The organism is Stenotrophomonas sp. FBCC-B152, from assembly GCF_059134105.1.
On record NZ_CP101442.1, the window covers coordinates 920,953 to 938,485 of the forward strand.

The window sequence follows — 17,533 nt, forward strand, 5'->3', positions numbered from 1 at the left end:
AGGTAAAATTGCCGGGATTCCCGTTCCCCCGAGCCTTCCATGACCTGCCGCACCCGTTTCGCCCCCAGTCCTACCGGCTACCTGCACATCGGCGGTGCCCGCACCGCGCTGTACTGCTGGCTGGAAGCGCGCCACCGCGGCGGCGAGTTCGTGCTGCGCATCGAGGATACCGACCGTGAACGCAGCACCCAGGGCGCGATCGACGCGATCCTGGAGGCGATGGAGTGGCTGGGCCTGAACTACGACGAAGGCCCGATCTACCAGACCCAGCGCGTGGCCCGCTACAAGGAAGTGGCCGAGCAGCTGATCGCCGACGGCAAGGCTTACTACGCCTACGAAACCCGCGAAGAGCTCGATGCGATGCGCGAAGCGGCCATGGCGCGCCAGGAGAAGCCGCGTTACAACGGCGCCGCGCGCGAGCAGAACCTGCCGTACCGCGACGATCCGAACCGGGTGATCCGCTTCAAGAACCCGCTGGAAGGCACGGTGGTGTTCGACGACCTGATCAAGGGCCGCATCGAGATCGCCAACAGCGAGCTCGATGACATGGTGATCTTCCGTCCTGATGGCTTCCCCACCTACAACTTCGCGGTGGTGGTGGACGACTGGGACATGCGCATTTCCGAAGTGATCCGCGGCGATGACCACATCAACAACACCCCGCGCCAGATCAACCTGTACGAAGGCATCGGCGCGCCGGTGCCGAAGTTCGGCCACATGCCGATGATCCTGGACGAGCAGGGCGCCAAGCTGTCCAAGCGCACCGGTGCGGCCGACGTGATGCAGTACAAGGACGCCGGCTACCTGCCCGACGCGCTGCTGAGCTACCTGGCCCGGCTGGGCTGGTCGCATGGCGACCAGGAGCTGTTCAGCCGCCAGGAGCTGATCGACCTGTTCGACGTGACCAACTGCAATTCCAAGGCCTCGCGCCTGGACATGGCCAAGCTGGGCTGGGTCAACCAGCACTTCCTGAAGAGCGAAGACCCGGCCGCCATCGCCCCGCACCTGGTCTACCAGCTGAACAAGCTGGGCCTGGACCTGGGCGCCGGCCCGGCCCCGGCCGACGTGGTGGTGGCGCTGCGCGACCGCGTGCAGACCCTGAAGGAAATGGCCGAAAAGGCGGTGGTCTGGTACCAGCCGCTGGTCGAATACGACGAAGCGGCGGTGGCCAAGCACTTCAAGCCGGGCGCGGAACTGGCGCTGGGCAAGACCCGCGAGCTGCTGGCGGCGCTGGGCGAGTGGACGCTGGACGGCGTTGCGGCCGCCCTGCACGACGTCTCGGCGGTGCTGGAGATCGGCATGGGCAAGGTGGCGCAGCCGCTGCGCGTGGCCATCACCGGCACCCAGGTCAGCCCGGACATTTCGCAGACCGTGTTCCTGGCCGGGCGTGAAGAGGCCTTGAAACGGATCGACGTCGCACTCACTAAAGTACCGACGGCCTGACCACAGGAGACCGCGCATGTCCGCCAAGACCGCTTGTACCGCCCCACACCATCACGTTCACGACGCTTCGGACTTCGTGAAGGTGGTGGAGCGCGTGTGCACGGAACGCGGACTGCGGCTGACGCCGATCCGCGCCAACGTGCTGCGGCTGATCGCCGAGGCCGGCAAGCCGGTCAAGGCGTACGAGCTGCTGGAATGGGTGCGCAGCGGCAAGGGCGTGGGCGCTGACGCCCCGCCCACCGTGTACCGCGCGCTGGATTTCCTGATGGCCAACGGCTTCGTGCACAAGCTCGAATCGGTGAACGCCTTCGTGGCCTGCCACCACCCCAGCAGCGCGCAGCATTCGGTGCCGTTCCTGATCTGCAACAGCTGCCACAGCGCGGTGGAGCTGGAAGACCGCGACATCGTCAGCCAGCTGGAAAAGCGCGCCAAGGAACTGGGCTTCCAGCCGCAGGCACAGACCCTGGAAGTGCACGGCCTGTGCGCCCGCTGCGCGGGGTAAAGCCGCACCCGATCACGGCGTGCGCGTCGGCTCCGCTGCGGTATCGACCCGTACGACGACCGACATGCCGGGACGCAATCGCGGCGCCAGCTCCTGGTCCGGATCGATCGCGATCCGCACCGGCAACCGCTGCACCACCTTGGTGAAATTGCCGCTGGCGTTGTCCGGGCGAAGCACGCTGAATTCCGAACCGGTGGCCGGGGCAATCTGCTCGATGTGGCCGTTCAACCGTTCCCCGTCGAAGGCATCCACCGAAAACGACGCCGGCTGGCCGATGCGCATGCGCCAGGTCTGGCCTTCCTTGAAATTGGCCACTACCCACAACGTATCCGGCACCAGGAACAGCAGCTGCGAACCGGCGGTGACGTACTGGCCCAGCCGCACCGAGGCTTCGCTGACCTGACCGTCGCGCGGGGCATGGATGACCGTGTTGGCCAGGTCGATGCGGGCCAGTTCCAGCTGTGCCTTGGCGGTTTCCACGCCGGCTTCCAGGCTCTTGCGCGCCACCTGGGTGGAGGTGAGCGTTTCTTCGGCAATGCGGATCTGCGCCTGCGACTGCTGCACCGAGGATTGCGCGGCCTGCGCGCTGGTGCGGAACTTGTCGCGGTCATTGAGCGCCACCAGTTGCTGGTCGGCGAGTTCCTCGTAACGCTTGAGCTCCACGCGCGAGCGCGCCAGTTCCGATTGGCCCGCCGACAGCGCCGCCTGCGCCGCACCGATCTGCGCGCGGTTCTGTGCCTGCGCCTGGTCGGAGTTGGCCAGCGCGGCGATCGCGCTGTCCAGGTTCGCCTGCGCCTGCGCCACCTTCTCCTTGTAGATGCGGTCGTCGATGCGCAGCAGCGTCTGGCCCTGCTTCACATGCTGGAAGTCCTTCACCAGCACCTCGGTGACATAGCCGTTGACCTGCGGCGCCAGCACCGTGATCTGCCCGCGCACATAGGCGTTGTCGGTGCTCACCCAGCTGCTGTTGAACGGCCACAGCGACCACGCGCGCAGGATCAGCGCGATGCCGATCAACGCCACCACGATCATCACCACCACGCTGCGCCGGCTGGGCTTGAGGTACTTGGGGGCACTGCTGGGCGCCGCGGCGGCGGCCGGCGCAGCCTGTGCGGCCACCGGCGCGGCATCGGTGGGCACCGGCGGGTTCACGTCATCAGGATGGTCATCGCGCGGAGGCGTAGTGGACATGGAAAGACCTATTGCAGGGAAACGGGGCGGGGATGGCGCTTGCGCCACTGCTTGAGCACGGCGGTGCGCACCGACAACAGCAGCAGCCAGCCCAGGAAGATCAAGGCAACGCGTCCGCTCAACGAGAACACGTCGTTGAAGCCGCGCACGTTGGCCTCGCGCCGGGTGATCTGCGCCAGCTGGGCGGTGCCCTGCGCACTGCGCTGCACCGGGTCGGTGAGCAGCGGCGTGTACAGCTGCTGTTGCAGCTTCAGGCGCTGCGCGACCACGCCGTCGGAGGGATCGAGCTGGCTGACCAGCGCGCTGGAATAGACCTGCTCACGGTGCACCTGGTAGGTACCCAGGACCGCCGAACCGGCCAGCCCGCCCAGCGTCTGGGTGATCGACACCGTGACCAGGAAGGTGATCATGTGGTCGGTACCCTGTTTCAGGGCCTGGGTGATGCCGAGCATGATCAGTGGGCCCATGAACATGCCCGACCCCATTGCCGCCAGGAACTGGCTGAGGAAGAAGTCATGCGGCCGGTCCTGGCTGGTGCGACTCTGGTCGAGCAGGGCGGCACTGCCCAGCAGCAGGATGGCCATCAACAGTTGCGCGATGATGCGCTTGGGCCCGAAGGTGAGCGAACTGGTGGCGATGCCGGTGATCACCCCGGCCAGGATCACCGCGAACAGCGGCCGCATCTGGTCCGGACCCATGCCCAGCTGGCGCATCAACCCGACCACGCCATAGGACTGTTCAGTGGTGAGGAAACGCAGCAGGAAGGCGCCGACGATGAAGTGCAGCATCGGCAGGCTGGCCAGCCAGCGGATCTGCAGCAGCGGATTGCGCCGGTAGTGTTCGACCACCAGCCCGGCGGTGCCCAGCGTGATCGATGCGATCATCGCCCAGCCCAGCCAGGGTGTGTCCAGCCACCAGCGCAGCGTGCCCTGGGCCAGCACCACCACCAGCAGCGCCACCGCCGGGGCAAACAGGGCGAAGCTGAGGAAGTCCATCGGCTCGAAGACTTTGATCTGCGCGCCCGGCGGCAGCTTGAGCATCACCACGGCGGCGAAGGCGCACAGCGCGAGCCCGGCTTCGAACAGGTACAGATTGTGCCACTGGCCGGTGTCGATCAGGCCGGGCGATACCAGCCAGGCAATGGGCACCGCCATCTGCGAAATCCCCACGCCGATCACCAACAGGTTGCCGGTATAGCGCCGCGGCAGCGACTGCAGCATGTACAGCGTGCCCAACGTGCTGCACGCCGCACCGGCGAAGCCGCTGGCCGCACGCATCATCAACGTGGTCTCGAAACTGCCCACGAACAGATGCAGCACCGCCAACGTGGCGTACAAACCCAGCCCGATTTCGGCGAACAGGCGGATGCCGTACTGCTGGCGGAACTTGAAGGCCAGCAGGTTGGCGGTGACGTTGACCATCGCATAGGCCGCCACCAGCCAGCTGCCCTGGGTCGGGGTAAGCCCGAGCTGGCCCTGCAGGAACGGGAGGTTGGCGGTGACCAGCGCGCTCCCCAGCCCGCCGGTGATGCCTACCAGCAATGCGACCAGCGCATAGGCGACGCGGCGGTGCGGCGGGTGCCACGGCATCGATGCCGAGCCAGGCAGGGTCGGCTTTTCGTGTTCCTCCCAGTCCGGGATCGGCTTGAGGTACTCCGGCATCAGCGGCCCCCGTCGACCTGTCCGCCCAGCCCTCCGCGCAGCAGTTGCAGGGCGCGCCCGGCCAGGCGCGCGCGTTCTTCGCGGGTCTTGCCGCGCAGTGCGGCGCCCAGCATGCTCGAAATCAGCGAAAAATCGGCCGCCTGCAGGTCCGGGCGGCACAAGCCGGCGTCGATCGCGCGCTGTATCGGCGCCTTGAGCAGGCCGTGCACGGTCTGCCGCGCGGCCTTGATCGTGGGTTCGTCGGGGTCTACCGCGCGCCAGTAATCGGCCAGCGCCGGCGACTGCACGATCCGCGAGGCCATGCCCTGCAGTACCTCGAACAAGGCGTCGTCGCGGTCGCCCAGGGTTTCCACCTGGCGCGCGATGCGGGCCACGGTGCGGTCCAGCAACGCTTCGATGAGCGCGGTGCGGTCGGGGAAGTTGCGATAGAGGGTGGCGCGACCAACCTGGGCCTTTTCGACCACCAGGTCCAGCGGTGCGGTCACGCCATGCTGGCCGAACACGCTGTCGGCGGCATCGAGGATCAGGGCGCGGCGGGCAGCCGCATCGGCACGTTGACTTTGCATGGGCTATTTTCGGACAGGAATGTCCGCAATGGAAGCCGGTCGGGCGATACCGGTATGAGGCCGCTCTGCTTGGTCAACGAGGCGTGAAGTCAGCGCGTGCCCGGAACCGCATGGCACCCGTAGCGGGCCTCGCGGATCGGCAGGTTGATCACCGCCGCCAGCGCGGCCAGGGCCATGTCGGCGTACCACATCCACAGATAGTTGCCCGAGTGGGCCAGCGCCAGCCCGCCCAGCCACGCGCCGAAGAAGCCGCCGAGCTGGTGCGAGAGCAGGGTCAGGCCGAACAGGGTGCCCAGGTAGCGCGGGCCGAACAGCTTGCCGACCAGGCCGGCGGTGGGCGGCACCGTGGCCAGCCAGGTGAAGCCCAGCGCGGCGGAGAACACATAGAAGGTGAGCGCGGTGGGCGGGGCCAGCAGGTAGGCGCCGATCATGGCCGCGCGGCTGGCATACATCCAGAACAGCAGGTACTTCATGCGGTAGCGCTGGCCGAGTGCGCCCACCAGCAGGCTGCCGGCGATGTTGAACAGGCCGATCAGGGCGATGGAGGTGGACGCGACCGTCGGCGACAGCCTACACAGTGCGATCTCGCCGGGCAGGTGGGTGACCAGGAAGGCGATGTGCAGGCCGCAGGTGAAGAAGCCCAGGTGCAGGTACCAGTAACTGCGGTCGCGCGCGGCCACGTGCAGCTGGGCGCGCAGGCCGCCCTCATCGGTGGTACCGGCGAAGGCATGGTCGCCGGGACGTCGCCGCAGCGGCCAGGCCAGCGGCAGCGACAGCAGCGCGGCGGCGGCCATCACCCACATCGCGCGCGCCCAGCCGGCGCTGCTGATCACCCACTGCACCAGCGGGGCGAACACGAACTGGCCGAGCGAACCGCCGGCGTTGATCAGGCCGGCGGCGAAGGAGCGCTTTTCGGCCGGCAGGCGATGCGCGGTGGCGCCGATCAGCACCGAGAAGCTGCCGGCCCCCGCACCGGCGGCCATCAGCAGGCCCAGGGTAAAGCTCAGCCCCAGCGGGCTGGTCAGCAGCGGCGCCAGCACCAGGCCCGCAACCAGCAGAAGCGTGCCGCCCAGCAGCACCGGCCACGCTCCGCGCTGGTCGGCCACCGCGCCGAACACCGGCTGCACCGCGCCCCAGACGAACTGCCCGATGGCCAGCGCGAAGCTGATCTCGACGATGCTCACCCCGGTGCTGCGGTGGATCGGGTCCACGTACAGCCCGGACGTCTGCCGCACGCCCATGGTCACCATCAAAATGGCCGAGGCCGCCACAAGCAGCCCCCAATGCATGCGCGGGGCAGGGGACGCTGGATGCATGGGCCGTTCCGGGTCGGTGGGTTTTCCGGATTGTACGACCAAAAAAACGGGGGCCCTGGGGCCCCCGAAGGTCAGACATGGACCCCAGTGGGGATCAGAAGTAGGCGCGGATGCCGAACGCAACGCCGCGACCCGGCAGCGGCGAGTAATCCCGCAGCAGCGAGGTGTGCGCACGCGCCTCGCGGTTGGTCAGGTTGTTGCCGTCCAGGAACACCTCGTAGCTGTTGCTGTCCGAGCGGTCCCAGCGGTAGGCAAAGTGCGCATCAACCAGCGTGTAGCCGGCGCTTTCCGCTTCGTTCTGCGCGGTGTCCTTCTGGCTGCTGTAACGCACCGCACCCACCGAGGCACGCCAGCCGTCACGCGACCAGCGCAGGTCGGCGCCGACGCGGGCCGGGGAGATACGCGGCAGGTAACCGCTGTTGGCCAGGTCCACGGTGTAGTTGTGGTCGTGATCGCCGTGCGGCACGGCGATGTCCACGCTGCGGCTGCCGCTGCCATCCAGTTCGGCCTTCACGTAGTCGCCGAACACGCGCAGGTCCCAGTCGCCGCTGTTGCCTTCGAAAAGGTGCACCAGCGCTTCGGCTTCGGCGCCCTTGAAGGTGGCGTCCTGCTGCGTCCACAGGCGCACCGGCAGGCTTTCGACAACGCCGGTGTCGGCCAGGTAGATGAAGTCCTTGAACTTCGTCTGGTAGATGGACGCGGAGAAGTCGAGGCGGTCGCTGTGGGTGTGGATGCCGAGTTCGACGCGCTGGCCGCGTTCGGTCTTCAGGTTGGCATCGCCGATTTCCAGCGAACGGGTGGCAATGTGCGCACCGGCCGCGTAGAGCTCTTCATTGGTCGGCGCGCGCTCGGAACCGTCCACGCCGAAGCGCAGGTCGACGGCGTCGTTGAGCTTCCAGATACCGGCGGCCGAGAGGTTGGTGGCATCGAAGGTACGCGCGCGGTAGTCGCCGGTCGGGTCCAGCTTGACCTGGTCGTGGCGGCCGCCCAGTTCCAGCTTGAACGGGCCGAACTGCTTTTCCTGCAGCACGAACAGGCCCACGTTGCGGGTGCCGGTATCAGGCACGAAGGCTTCTTCGCCCTTGGCGCCGAAATCGCTGTTGCCGAACTGCAGGCCGAACGCGCCGTCCCAGCCGCCGATCTGCTGCTGTACGGCTTCCAGGCGGGCTTCGACGCCGCGGTTGGTGAAGCGGGTGGACGGGGTGCCGGCTTCCAGCTCGACGTGTTCGTAGTCGGTGTAGGCGGTGCGCAGGTTGATGTTCTTCAGGAACGAGACCGGGTTGTAGATGCCGCCCTTGGCTTCGAAGCGGTTCTGCACCATGTCGATGCGCACGTCGTGCTCGTCGCCTTCTTCTTCCTCGTCGCCATGGTCATGATCATGGTCATCGTCGGCATGCACGTGGGCGCCGTTGGGAATGCCGTAGTTGGTGCGGTAGGTGCTGGCCGACGCACCGAAGTAGCCGCCTTCGCCCAGCCAGGTCGCGCCGACGCCGCCGGCGCGGGTGCGGATGGAGCTGTTGTCCAGGGTGCCGCGGCGCGGCTCGTCGGTGTCGCCTTCTTCATGGTCGTGGCCGCTGTGGTCTTCCAGGCCGTCGATCACGGCGTAGCCGGGAATGCGGTAGTCATCGCCGTTGCGGACCAGGCCGTCGACATGCAGCACCCAGTTGCCGTTCACGCCATCGAGCCGGAACATGCCGCTGCGTTCGTCATTGACCGAGTTGCCGCGCACTTCGGCGCGTCCGCTGAGCGGGCGGTCGGGCAGGTCGCGTGCGATGCGGCCATCGACCACGTTGACCGCGCCGCCGATGGCGCCACTGCCGAACAGCAGGGTGGCCGGGCCCTTCAGGACTTCGATCTGGTCGGCCAGGAACGGTTCGATGCTGGTGGCGTGGTCGGCGCTGACGGTGGAGGCATCCATGTTGCCCATGCCGTTGGAGAGCACGGCCACGCGCGGGCCTTCCTGGCCGCGGATGATGGGGCGGCCGACGCCGGGGCCGAAGAAGGTGCTCTGCACGCCGGGCAGCTTGGCCACGGTATCGCCGAGGGTGCCGGCCTTCTGTTCGTCCAGGCGCTCGCCGGCGAGCACGTCCACGGGCCGTGCCAGCGATTCGGCATCGCCCTGCAGCGGGGTGGCGGTGACCTTCACTGCGGACAGCTCGGTCAGGTGGTGGTCACGCTCGGCGGCATCGTCGGCGGCAAAGGCCAGGGTGGGGAGCAGCGCAGCGGCAAGCGCCAGGGACAGGGCGTGCGGCTTGAGGGAACGGGAAGAGCGCATGGGCAGAGGGTCCGTCGGTCGAATTGTTACAATGTATCAATGGTGGGGCGCGCCAATCCCGTCAAATCGGGAGGGTGGAACCGGGTGGGGCAGGGGGAGGGAGTGCGCGTCGGGATTGATGTTATATTATTCCATAACGCTTCGCCGACCCTGCTGGAAGTCATGCCCCTGTTCTCCCGCCTCCGTCATCTGTTGGATCGCTTTGGTGCCACCGGCTCGCTGCTGTGTGCGGTGCACTGCGCCGTGTTGCCTGTCCTGCTGGCGGCGGCCCCCTCACTGGGGCTGTCGGTATGGCTGGGCGACGGGGTGGAACTGGCGCTGGTCAGCTTCGTGACCCTGCTGGGGCTGTTCAGCCTGGTGTGGGGCTATCGCCGCCACGGGGCGCTGCGCGCGCTGGGGTTCCTGGTGCCGGGCCTGACGGCGCTGTGGGCGGGGCTGCTGTACGGGCCGCTGCACCATTCGGCGGTGCCACATGCGGTGGTGATGACGCTGGGCGGGGTGCTGGTGGGTGTTGCGCACCTGGTCAACCTGCGCCTGAACCACGGGCACGTCCATGATGCGAGCTGTGCGCACTGAGGCGCTGTGGTAGGCTTTCCGATCGTGCGCGGGGGCGTCTGCAAGGGCGGGCCCGCCGAACCCGTGTCAGCACGGGGTAATCAGATTTCAGACTAAGGAGTTGACGACATGGGTAAGGGTGACCGCAAGACCGCCAAGGGCAAGCGCTACAACGCCAGCTACGGCAATTCGCGTTCGCACGCGGTGAGCAAGGTGGCCGTGGGCGCAGCTGCGCCGGTCGCCAAGAAGACCGTGGCCAAGGCCCCGGCAAAGAAGGCCGTGGCCAAGAAGGCTGTTGCCAAGGCCGGCTGAGTTTCGCCAGGTCTGACGAAAAACGCGGCGCTTGCGCCGCGTTTTTTTTTGGTCTTTTGAAGCGGCGTGATTGCGGACAACGGTGTGATTGCGGTCAACCCGGTAGTGCCGGGCCCTGCCCGGCAGCTTCATGCATTTGTGCGAACAGCCGGTGGTCATCGCATGGCCTGAGCTGGGCCGGCGGGTGCGGGTTTGCGGGACACGCCGTGAATCCGTCCTTGGAGGCTTGGCAAAAACATCCATGTTTTTGACAGTCCCGCAAACCCGCCCCCGCCGACCCTCGACGGTGTGTCGGTGGCCACGGAAGATCAACGGCGGTGTCGATCATTTTCATGCGTTACCGGACGCTGGCGCGTTCCGTGCGTTCGTTCGGGAACCGAACCTACCAGCAACACCGCGTAGGGACACGCCATGCGTGTCTGATTTTCGTATCCGCACGCGACCATCTGTCGGGGCGGCCCGTCGGCCTCCCCGGCTCGTAGCAACTGAAACGCTGCCGTTCGCTCCAACCCATCAGCAATCGAAATCACTTCAACGCAGGAACCAGCGTCTCGGGATTGCCATCGTTCGGGGCGGCCGGAATGCCGAGCAGGCGCGTCATCAACGGGTAGACGTCGACGTTGTCGAAACCGCGCAGGTTCGCCCCCTGTTTGAAGGACGGACCCCGGGCGATGAAGATCGCGCGCATGGAGGGTAGGGCGTTGTCGTAGCCGTGCGAGCCGCGGCCGCCCGGTTCGCGCTTGGCCAGGCGCTCGCGGCTGAGTGCGTTCCAGCCTTCGTGCATCTGGCACACGATCGGGGGGATGCGCGGGTTGCTGCCGTATTCCCAGCGCTCGGGCAGGGTCTGGCGGGTCCAGCAGTCGTAGGTAGCATGTGCGCCCAGCAGGATCTTCTCGGCCTGCTGCTGCTTGCCCGGCAGCGGCGCGAAGCCGATCGACTGGCCCAGCGATACGTCCTTGGCGATGGACGGATCGACCATGTCTTCCACCGCGATGGTGTGGCCGTCCGGCACGCTGGCCATGCCGTGGTCGGACAGCACGATGAGGTTGGTGGTGGCGTCCAGCCCGCGTGCCTTCAGGCCGTCAAGCAGGCGGCCGATGGCGGTGTCCACGGCGACGATGGCTGCGGCGTATTCGGGCGAATCCGGGCCGTTGTGGTGGCCGGCCTTGTCGACCTGCTCCATGTACAGGGTGACCAGGCGCGGTGCATCGGCATCGGTCTGGCCGAGCCAGCCCAGGACCTGGTCGACGCGGTCGGCGAGTGGAACGTCGGCGTCGTACACGCGCCACTGGCTGGGGCGCACGCCCTGGATCGCCGCTTCGCTGCCCGGCCACGACCAGGTGGCCGTGCGCAGGCCGGCCTTTTCCGCGCCGACCCAGATCGGTTCGCCGCCCCACCAGCGCGAATCGGTCACCGCATCGCGCAGGTTGAGCTGAAACCGGCCCAGCGTTTCTTCCTGCATGCTGTTGTGGATGATGCCGTGGTGGTTCGGGCGCAGCCCGGTCACGATCGTGTAGTGGTTGGGGAAGGTCAGCGACGGGTACGACGGCGTCATCCACTGCGCGCGCACGCCGTCGTGCACGATGCGCTGCAGGTTCGGGGTGATGCCACGGTCCAGCATGTCCGCGCGCAGGCCATCGATCGACACCAGCAGCAGTTTCGGTGCGCTGGCCGCCACGGCGGTGGCGTCCGCTGCGGCTGCGGTCGGCGGGGTGGGCGGGACGCTGGCACAGCTGCTCAGCGCGAGGGCGGCGGCAAGCGCCAGCGACAGGCGGACGGAAATCATCCGTCCATCATAGTTCGCCGCGGTGACGTGGCGAAGACAACCAATGGCAGGGTCAGGCGAACAGCGGCTGCGTGCGCGATTCGAGGTCGAGCAGCGCGGCCTTGGTTTCGATGCCGCCACCGAAGCCGGTCAGTGCGCCGCTGCTGCCGATCACGCGGTGGCAGGGCAGCACGATCGGCAGCGGGTTGCGCCCGTTGGCTGCGCCGACCGCGCGGCTGGCGGTGGGCTGGCCGATGTGGCGTGCCAGCTGCACGTAACTCCAGGTATCGCCGAACGGAATGTCGGCCAGCGCCCTCCATACCCGCAACTGGAACTCGGTACCGTGCGGGGCCAGGGGAAGTTCGAATGCGCTGCGCTCGCCGCGCAGGTATTGCAGCAGCTGCGTGCGTGCATCGCGCAGCGCATGCGCATCGCGCTGCCACTGCGCGCGGCCCTTGGCGTCGTAGCGGTTGTTCTCGAACAGGATGTGGTGGATGCCCTGGCTGTCGCCGGCCACGGTCAGCGCGCCGATGGGGCTGTCGAAGGTGTCGTAGAGCAGGTTCATGCGGTTACTCCGAAGCGGACGTGGCCAGATGCCACAGGTGCAGCACGGCGTAGGCACGCCAGGGCCGCCAGGCCTGCGAGCGGGCCTCGGTGGCGCGCTCGCTCAAGCGGGTATCGCCGCCGAGTACCTGCTGCAGCACCAGGTCGCCGGCGGGGAAGGCATCGGGCAGCGCCAACGCACGCAGCGCGATGTAGTGCGCGGTCCACGGCCCTATTCCGGGCAGGGCCACGCAGCGTTCGATGAAGGTGTCCAGGCGCTGGCCGGCATGGAAATCCAGCCTGCCGTCGGCCACGGCGGCGGCTACCGCGCGCACGGTGGCCGCGCGGGTACGCGGCAGGCCGATGCCTTCCAGCGGCGCCTCGGCCAGCTGTTCCGGCGTGGGGAACTGGCGGTCCAGCCCCTCGGGCATGCCTTCCAGCGGGGTGCCGAACCGGTCGACCACGCGCCGCGCCAGGGTGATGGCCGCCGCCACGCTGACCTGCTGGCCCAGCACCGCGCGCACCGCCACTTCGAAGCCATCCCAGCCGCCGGGTACGCGCAGCCCGGGGCGTTGCGCGATGCCGCGCGCAAGCAGCGGGTCCTGGCCAAGCGTGGCGTGCACGATGCGCAGGTCCGCATCCAGGTCGAAGATGCGCCGCACCCGGCGCACGATGCCGGGGATCGCGCGCGGGTCGACCTGGCCCAGCTGCAGCAGCAGCTCGGGCCGGCGCGGATCGGCGCTGACCCGGATCACCGAGGGGCGCTCGGCCGGGCCGATCACGCGCTGGTAGCTGCTGTGGTCGATCTGCTCGATGCCCGGGATGCAGCGGCGGCGCAGGAAGTCCAGCATCGCGGCGAAATCCAGCGGCGGCCGGTAGCCCAGGCGCAGGGTCAGCGCGCCGTCGGCCAGCACGCCGCGCTGGCGCCGGATCGCGGTGGGCGGCATGCCGCAGCCTTCCACGAACGCGGCGTTGAAGCGGCGCAGGCTGTTGTAGCCGGCCGCCATGGCAACGTCGGTGACCGGCAGCGCGGTTTCGGTCAGCAGCTGCTTGGCCAGCAGCAGCCGGCGGGTGGCGTGGATCTGTGCCGGGGCCGCGCCCAGCCGCGCCACGAACAGCCGCTGCAGCTGGCGCGCGCTCAGGCCGAGCCGGGCGGCCAGGTCGCCCACCGCCGCATCCTGCAGGAAGCCATCGTGGATCAGCGCCAGGGCGCGCTGCAGGGTTTCGTTGCTGAGTGCGTCCTGCGCCTCCGGGGCCAGCTCCGGCCGGCAGCGCAGGCAGGGGCGGAAGCCCGCCGCCGCGGCAGCGGCCGCCGTGGGGTAGTAATCGACATTGACCGGCTTCGGCGCCGGCGCCGGGCAGACCGGCCGGCAGTAGATGCCGGTGCTGCGCACGGCAGTGAAGAACACGCCGTCGAAGCGCGCATCGCGGGCCAGGCGGGCGCTTTCGCAGGCGGCGTAATCCAGGGGCAGGGCGGTGTCCATGGGGCCCAGTCTATGCGCCTGGCCGGGGCCCGGCTCGCCGTTTTCGGACAGCAATGCCGGGCACGCCCGGTGCGGTTCAGGGCAGGTTGCCGCGATGCCGGCCGGGCGCACTAGACTGTGCCTTCATGTGCCGTTTTCGGCACGCCCTTTGTCTGGAAGCCGGGTGTCCATGCTGCTCAAGTCGTGCGGGTTGTTGCTGTTGTGCCTGGGGCTGGCCGCCTGCAGCCAGCTGGAGAACCCCGGCAACGTCACCGCCGCCGACAAGGCGGTGCGGGCGCAGACCGCCGACGGCGACCACATGGTGTCGTTCAACGCCGCCGATGCACCGCCCGCGCCGCCGCCGCCGCCGCGCAAGGGCGAGCAGGGCTGGCCGACGGTGGCGCTGGACAACGGCAAGGCCTGGCTCAGCTGCGACACCGAGTACGCCAACGAAGGTGGCGATGGCGCCGCGCTGGAGGCGCTGGACCGTGCCAGCCTGGAAGCGGCCATCGCCCCGTGCGTCGAACGTGGCCTGTTGCGCGTGCGGTACGCGGGCAAGATCAATCCCGGTTTCGCCGAACTGGTGACCCGGATCGCACTGGTGGCCGATGCCCAGCGCGTCTCGCGCCGCATCCTGGACCTGGATTCCAGCGGCGGCCAGGTGGAGGCGGCGATCGTGGCCGGCGACCGCATCGGCGAATCCAACTGGACCATCTGGGTGCGCGAAGGCTCGGTCTGCCACAGCGCCTGCGTGTTCGTGCTGGCGGCCGGCGACAACCGGCTGGTGTCGGGCAAGGTCGGCATCCACCGGATGATGCGGATCAGTTCCAAGGCGACCTCGCGCGCCGAGCTCAACCTGGAACTCCACGAGGTCTACGACAACGTCAAGGATTACCTGCAGCGCAACGGCGTGGCGGTGGGCGTGGCCGACCTGATGATGACGGTGCCCAACCGCAGCCTGCGCCTGCTCAGCAGCGACGAGCTGCGCCAGTTCGGCCTGGACGGCACCAATGCGGTGCAGGACGACCTGGAGCGGATCAAGCAGATGCGCAAGTGCGGCGACGATTTCGTGCGCCGCAAGGATGCGTTCCTGGTCGCCTTCGACCAGGAGTGCAAGCGCGAAGGCAGCGAGCTGGACGTGATCACCCGCTGCGGGCAGACGCTCAAGCAGCGCTTCGGCTTCCCGGATGTGGCCTGCCCGGACGAAAGCCCGTTGTCGGAAATCGATGTGTCCACGCTGTTGCCCACCCGCGAGAAGCCGCGTGATGCGGTGGCCGAACGCACCGCCAGCGATGCCGACCAGCCGCCCGCGGAGGCGGCCGAACGCAACTGACGGCCTGCTCACGGGGTTCCCGTAGACTGGTGTGACATCCACTGCTGCCTACGGTGCCCCGATGCGCGTTCCGCTGCTGCTGTCGCTCCTGCTTCCCGCTGTTGCCCTGGCCCAGACCCCGCCGCCGGCCACCCCGGCACCGGCGCCCGCGCGCCCGGCACCTGCCGCCCCGGCACGCCCGGCATTGACCCCGCAGCAGCAGGCGCAGGTGCAGAAGCAGGACCAGGAAATGGCCGCTGCCGGTTTGAAGGTGGCGACCCTGGTCGACGGCGGGCGCGCCGGCGAGGCGTGGAAGGGTGCGTCCGAAGTGGCCCGCAAGTCCGTTACCGAGCAGGCGTTCGTGGCCCAGCTCGACGGCGACCGCAAGCGGCTGGGTGCGCTGGTATCGCGCGGCCAGCCGGTGGTGACGCGGGTCAAGTACAAGGCAGGCGCCACGGTGCCCGAAGGCCTGTACATCAACGTCAGCTTCCCCACCAAGTTCGCCAACAGCGCGCAGCCGGTACGCGAGCTGGTGTCGTTCCGCTTCGATGAAGACAAGGTCTGGCGCCTGGCGGGCTACAGCGTCCGCGCCGCCGCTCCCTGACCGCAGGAGGAACATCGCATGGGTATCGAGATCCAGATGCTGGGCTGGGCCATCGTGCTCGGCCTGGTGCAGGTGATGATCGCCGCCGGCGCGGTCACCCGCGAACGCGGCATGGCCTGGAATGCTTCGGCCCGCGATGGCGTACCGCCGCCGCCGGGACCGCTGGCGGCGCGCCTGCAGCGGGCGCAGGCCAATTTCCTGGAAACCTTCCCGTTCTTTGCCGCCGCCGTGCTGGCGGTGGTGCTCACCCAGCGCCAGGACAGCACCACCGCGCTGGCCGTGCAGCTGTATTTCTGGGCGCGGCTGGTCTATGTGCCGCTGTATGCCGCCGGCATTCCCTACGTGCGCAGCCTGGTCTGGGTGGTGTCGCTGCTGGGCATCGTGCTGCTGCTGTGGCGCCTGCTGCACGGGCTGGCGTGAACCGGCGCCGACGCGGCTGATCCAGATCAAGGGCGCGCCTGGCTGGGAGCGGTAAGCTCGGTCGTGGACACGCAACGGGAAGGGAGCATGCCGGACGATCGCGCAATGGCAGTGGATGTGCTGGTGGTGGGCGCCGGGCCGACGGGGCTGTGTTTCGCCCGCGCGCTGGCCGGCAGTGGCCTGCGGGTGGCGGTGGTGGAGCAGCAGCCGCGCGCGGCGCTGGCCGAGGCCGCCTTCGACGGGCGCGAGATCGCGCTCACCCATGCCTCGCGGCACATCCTGGAGCAGCTGGGCCTGTGGCAGCGGCTGGACCCCGCTGACATTTCGCCGCTGCGCGATGCCAAGGTCATGGACGGCGGCTCACCGTTCGCGCTGACCTTCGCCGCGCGCGACGCGCAGGGCGGCGACCTGGGCTGGCTGGTGCCCAATCACCTGATCCGCCGTGCGGCATGGGACAGCGTGCAGGGCCAGGCCGACCTGGAGATACTCGACCAGTGCAGCGTGCGCGGCATCGTGCCCGGCGCGCGGCACAGCGCCGTCACCCTATCCGATGGCCGCCTTCTGCAGGCGCGGCTGGTGGTGGCGGCCGACAGCCGGTTCTCGTCCACCCGGCGCATGCTGGGCATCGGCGCCCGCATGCGCGATTTCGGCAAATCGATGCTGGTGTGCCGGATGCAGATCGAGGTGCCGCACCAGCACACCGCATGGGAATGGTTCGGCTATGGCCGCACCATGGCGCTGCTGCCGCTCAACGGCGACCAGGCCTCGGCGGTGATCACGCTGCCGCCGCGCGACATCGAGGCGCTGCTGGCGCAGGACGCGGCGACCTTCGGGCGCAGCATCAGTGACTGTTTCGAACACCGCCTGGGGGCGATGACGCCGGTGGCGCGCCCCATCGCGTACCCGCTGGTGGGGGTCTACGCCAATGCGTTCGTCGGCGCGCGCTGCGCGCTGATCGGCGACGCGGCGGTGGGCATGCACCCGGTCACCGCACACGGTTTCAACCTGGGCCTGCAGAGCCAGGACCGGCTGGCCGCGGTGCTGCGCCGGGCGGCCGGGCGGGGCACCGACATCGCCGCGCCGGGCGGCCTGGCCGCCTACGAGCGCGGGCACCGGCTGGCCTCGCGGCCGCTGTACGAGGCGACCAATGCGATCGCCACGCTCTACACCGATGACCGCCTGCCGGCGCGGGTACTGCGCCGGGCGGGGTTGCGGCTGGCCCGCGGGGTGGCGCCGTTCCGGCAGCTGATCGCCGCACACCTTACACAGCGCTGAGGTGTCACGACCAACGGTCGTGACCCACCGGTTACGGGGCGTCGGTATCGGCGATGACGTTGATCACGGTGTCGCCGAACTGGACCTGCTGGCCGCCACGGATCTTGCAGGCCTTGCGCAGCTCCACCTCGCCATTGACCAGCACCTGGCCATCGCTGATCACGGTCTTGGCTTCGCCGCCGCTGGTGACCAGGTCGGCCAGCTTCAGCAGCTGCTTGAGTTCCACGTACTCGCTGTCCAGTTCAAATTCGAGGGTCTGCATGGGGTGGGGTATCCTGTGAAGGGGCGCGGACGCGGGGCCGGGCCGAAAGCGGGCGCGTATTGTGCGCC

General features: G+C 68.6%; 17 protein-coding genes. 8 read left to right on the plus strand and 9 right to left on the minus strand.

Translation table 11 applies throughout. The features are described from left to right. Positions 1–39: 39 nt before the first annotated feature. Together gltX and NMB40_RS04510 are read left to right on the plus strand one after the other, a co-directional pair. The gene (gene gltX / locus NMB40_RS04505) at positions 40–1,443 is read left to right on the plus strand and encodes a glutamate--tRNA ligase (protein ID WP_282247860.1); all 1,404 of its coding nucleotides are present in this window, start codon (positions 40–42) and stop codon (positions 1,441–1,443) included. Positions 1,444–1,459: 16 nt separating this feature from the next. Beyond that, the gene (locus NMB40_RS04510; protein WP_068850345.1) at positions 1,460–1,945 is read left to right on the plus strand and encodes a Fur family transcriptional regulator; all 486 of its coding nucleotides are present in this window, start codon (positions 1,460–1,462) and stop codon (positions 1,943–1,945) included. Positions 1,946–1,957: 12 nt separating this feature from the next. Here NMB40_RS04510 and NMB40_RS04515 read toward each other — a convergent pair whose 3' ends face one another. The 5 genes from NMB40_RS04515 to NMB40_RS04535 form a co-directional block, all read right to left on the minus strand. Next, positions 1,958–3,136, minus strand: coding sequence for an HlyD family secretion protein (locus tag NMB40_RS04515; protein ID WP_494360282.1), 1,179 nt, complete (start codon positions 3,134–3,136; stop codon positions 1,958–1,960). 8 nt (positions 3,137–3,144) lie between these two features. Next, the gene (locus NMB40_RS04520; protein WP_448143975.1) at positions 3,145–4,800 is read right to left on the minus strand and encodes an MFS transporter; all 1,656 of its coding nucleotides are present in this window, start codon (positions 4,798–4,800) and stop codon (positions 3,145–3,147) included. Next, on the minus strand, positions 4,797–5,363 hold the full coding sequence (locus tag NMB40_RS04525; RefSeq protein WP_494360283.1) for a TetR/AcrR family transcriptional regulator: 567 nt from the start codon (positions 5,361–5,363) through the stop codon (positions 4,797–4,799). Before NMB40_RS04525 ends, NMB40_RS04520 begins: the two co-directional genes overlap by 4 nt. 89 nt (positions 5,364–5,452) lie before the next feature. Then, the gene (locus NMB40_RS04530) at positions 5,453–6,679 is read right to left on the minus strand and encodes an MFS transporter (protein WP_494360284.1); all 1,227 of its coding nucleotides are present in this window, start codon (positions 6,677–6,679) and stop codon (positions 5,453–5,455) included. A gap of 94 nt (positions 6,680–6,773) precedes the next feature. Continuing rightward, positions 6,774–8,954, minus strand: coding sequence for a TonB-dependent receptor (locus NMB40_RS04535; protein ID WP_494360285.1), 2,181 nt, complete (start codon positions 8,952–8,954; stop codon positions 6,774–6,776). Positions 8,955–9,116: 162 nt separating this feature from the next. On the opposite strand from NMB40_RS04535, the gene NMB40_RS04540 reads away from it, so the two are divergent. After that, positions 9,117–9,530: a MerC domain-containing protein gene (locus tag NMB40_RS04540; RefSeq protein ID WP_068850361.1), complete on the plus strand. Its 414-nt coding sequence runs from the start codon at positions 9,117–9,119 to the stop codon at positions 9,528–9,530. A 108-nt stretch (positions 9,531–9,638) separates the two neighbouring features. Beyond that, the gene (locus NMB40_RS04545) at positions 9,639–9,821 is read left to right on the plus strand and encodes a 30S ribosomal protein THX (protein WP_068850363.1); all 183 of its coding nucleotides are present in this window, start codon (positions 9,639–9,641) and stop codon (positions 9,819–9,821) included. A 526-nt stretch (positions 9,822–10,347) separates the two neighbouring features. Here the strand turns inward: NMB40_RS04545 and NMB40_RS04550 are convergent. From NMB40_RS04550 to NMB40_RS04560, 3 genes are read right to left on the minus strand one after another with little or no spacing between them, the layout of a single operon-like run. After that, positions 10,348–11,607, minus strand: coding sequence for an alkaline phosphatase family protein (locus NMB40_RS04550; protein WP_494360286.1), 1,260 nt, complete (start codon positions 11,605–11,607; stop codon positions 10,348–10,350). A 52-nt stretch (positions 11,608–11,659) separates the two neighbouring features. Further along, positions 11,660–12,151 (minus strand): methylated-DNA--[protein]-cysteine S-methyltransferase, encoded by a 492-nt coding sequence (locus NMB40_RS04555; RefSeq protein WP_494360287.1) that lies wholly within the window; start codon positions 12,149–12,151, stop codon positions 11,660–11,662. Positions 12,152–12,155: 4 nt separating this feature from the next. After that, positions 12,156–13,613, minus strand: a complete 1,458-nt coding sequence (locus NMB40_RS04560) for an AlkA N-terminal domain-containing protein (RefSeq protein ID WP_494360288.1) — start codon at positions 13,611–13,613, stop codon at positions 12,156–12,158. Positions 13,614–13,785: 172 nt separating this feature from the next. Here NMB40_RS04560 and NMB40_RS04565 point away from each other — a divergent pair, with 172 nt between their 5' ends. From NMB40_RS04565 to ubiM, 4 genes are all read left to right on the plus strand, one after another. Next, positions 13,786–14,925, plus strand: coding sequence for a COG3904 family protein (locus NMB40_RS04565; RefSeq protein WP_448143976.1), 1,140 nt, complete (start codon positions 13,786–13,788; stop codon positions 14,923–14,925). Positions 14,926–14,986: 61 nt separating this feature from the next. Continuing rightward, the gene (locus NMB40_RS04570; protein WP_494360289.1) at positions 14,987–15,508 is read left to right on the plus strand and encodes a DUF4019 domain-containing protein; all 522 of its coding nucleotides are present in this window, start codon (positions 14,987–14,989) and stop codon (positions 15,506–15,508) included. An 18-nt stretch (positions 15,509–15,526) separates the two neighbouring features. Then, a complete protein-coding gene (locus NMB40_RS04575; RefSeq protein ID WP_494360290.1) occupies positions 15,527–15,928 on the plus strand; it encodes an MAPEG family protein in 402 nt (133 codons plus the stop codon). An 87-nt stretch (positions 15,929–16,015) separates the two neighbouring features. Beyond that, positions 16,016–17,203, plus strand: coding sequence for a 5-demethoxyubiquinol-8 5-hydroxylase UbiM (ubiM, locus tag NMB40_RS04580; protein ID WP_494360291.1), 1,188 nt, complete (start codon positions 16,016–16,018; stop codon positions 17,201–17,203). A 31-nt stretch (positions 17,204–17,234) separates the two neighbouring features. Here the strand turns inward: ubiM and NMB40_RS04585 are convergent, their stop codons facing one another. Beyond that, entirely contained in the window at positions 17,235–17,465 is a 231-nt protein-coding gene (locus tag NMB40_RS04585; RefSeq protein ID WP_448142326.1) for an RNA-binding S4 domain-containing protein, read from the minus strand. Between the last annotated feature and the right edge of the window lie 68 nt (positions 17,466–17,533).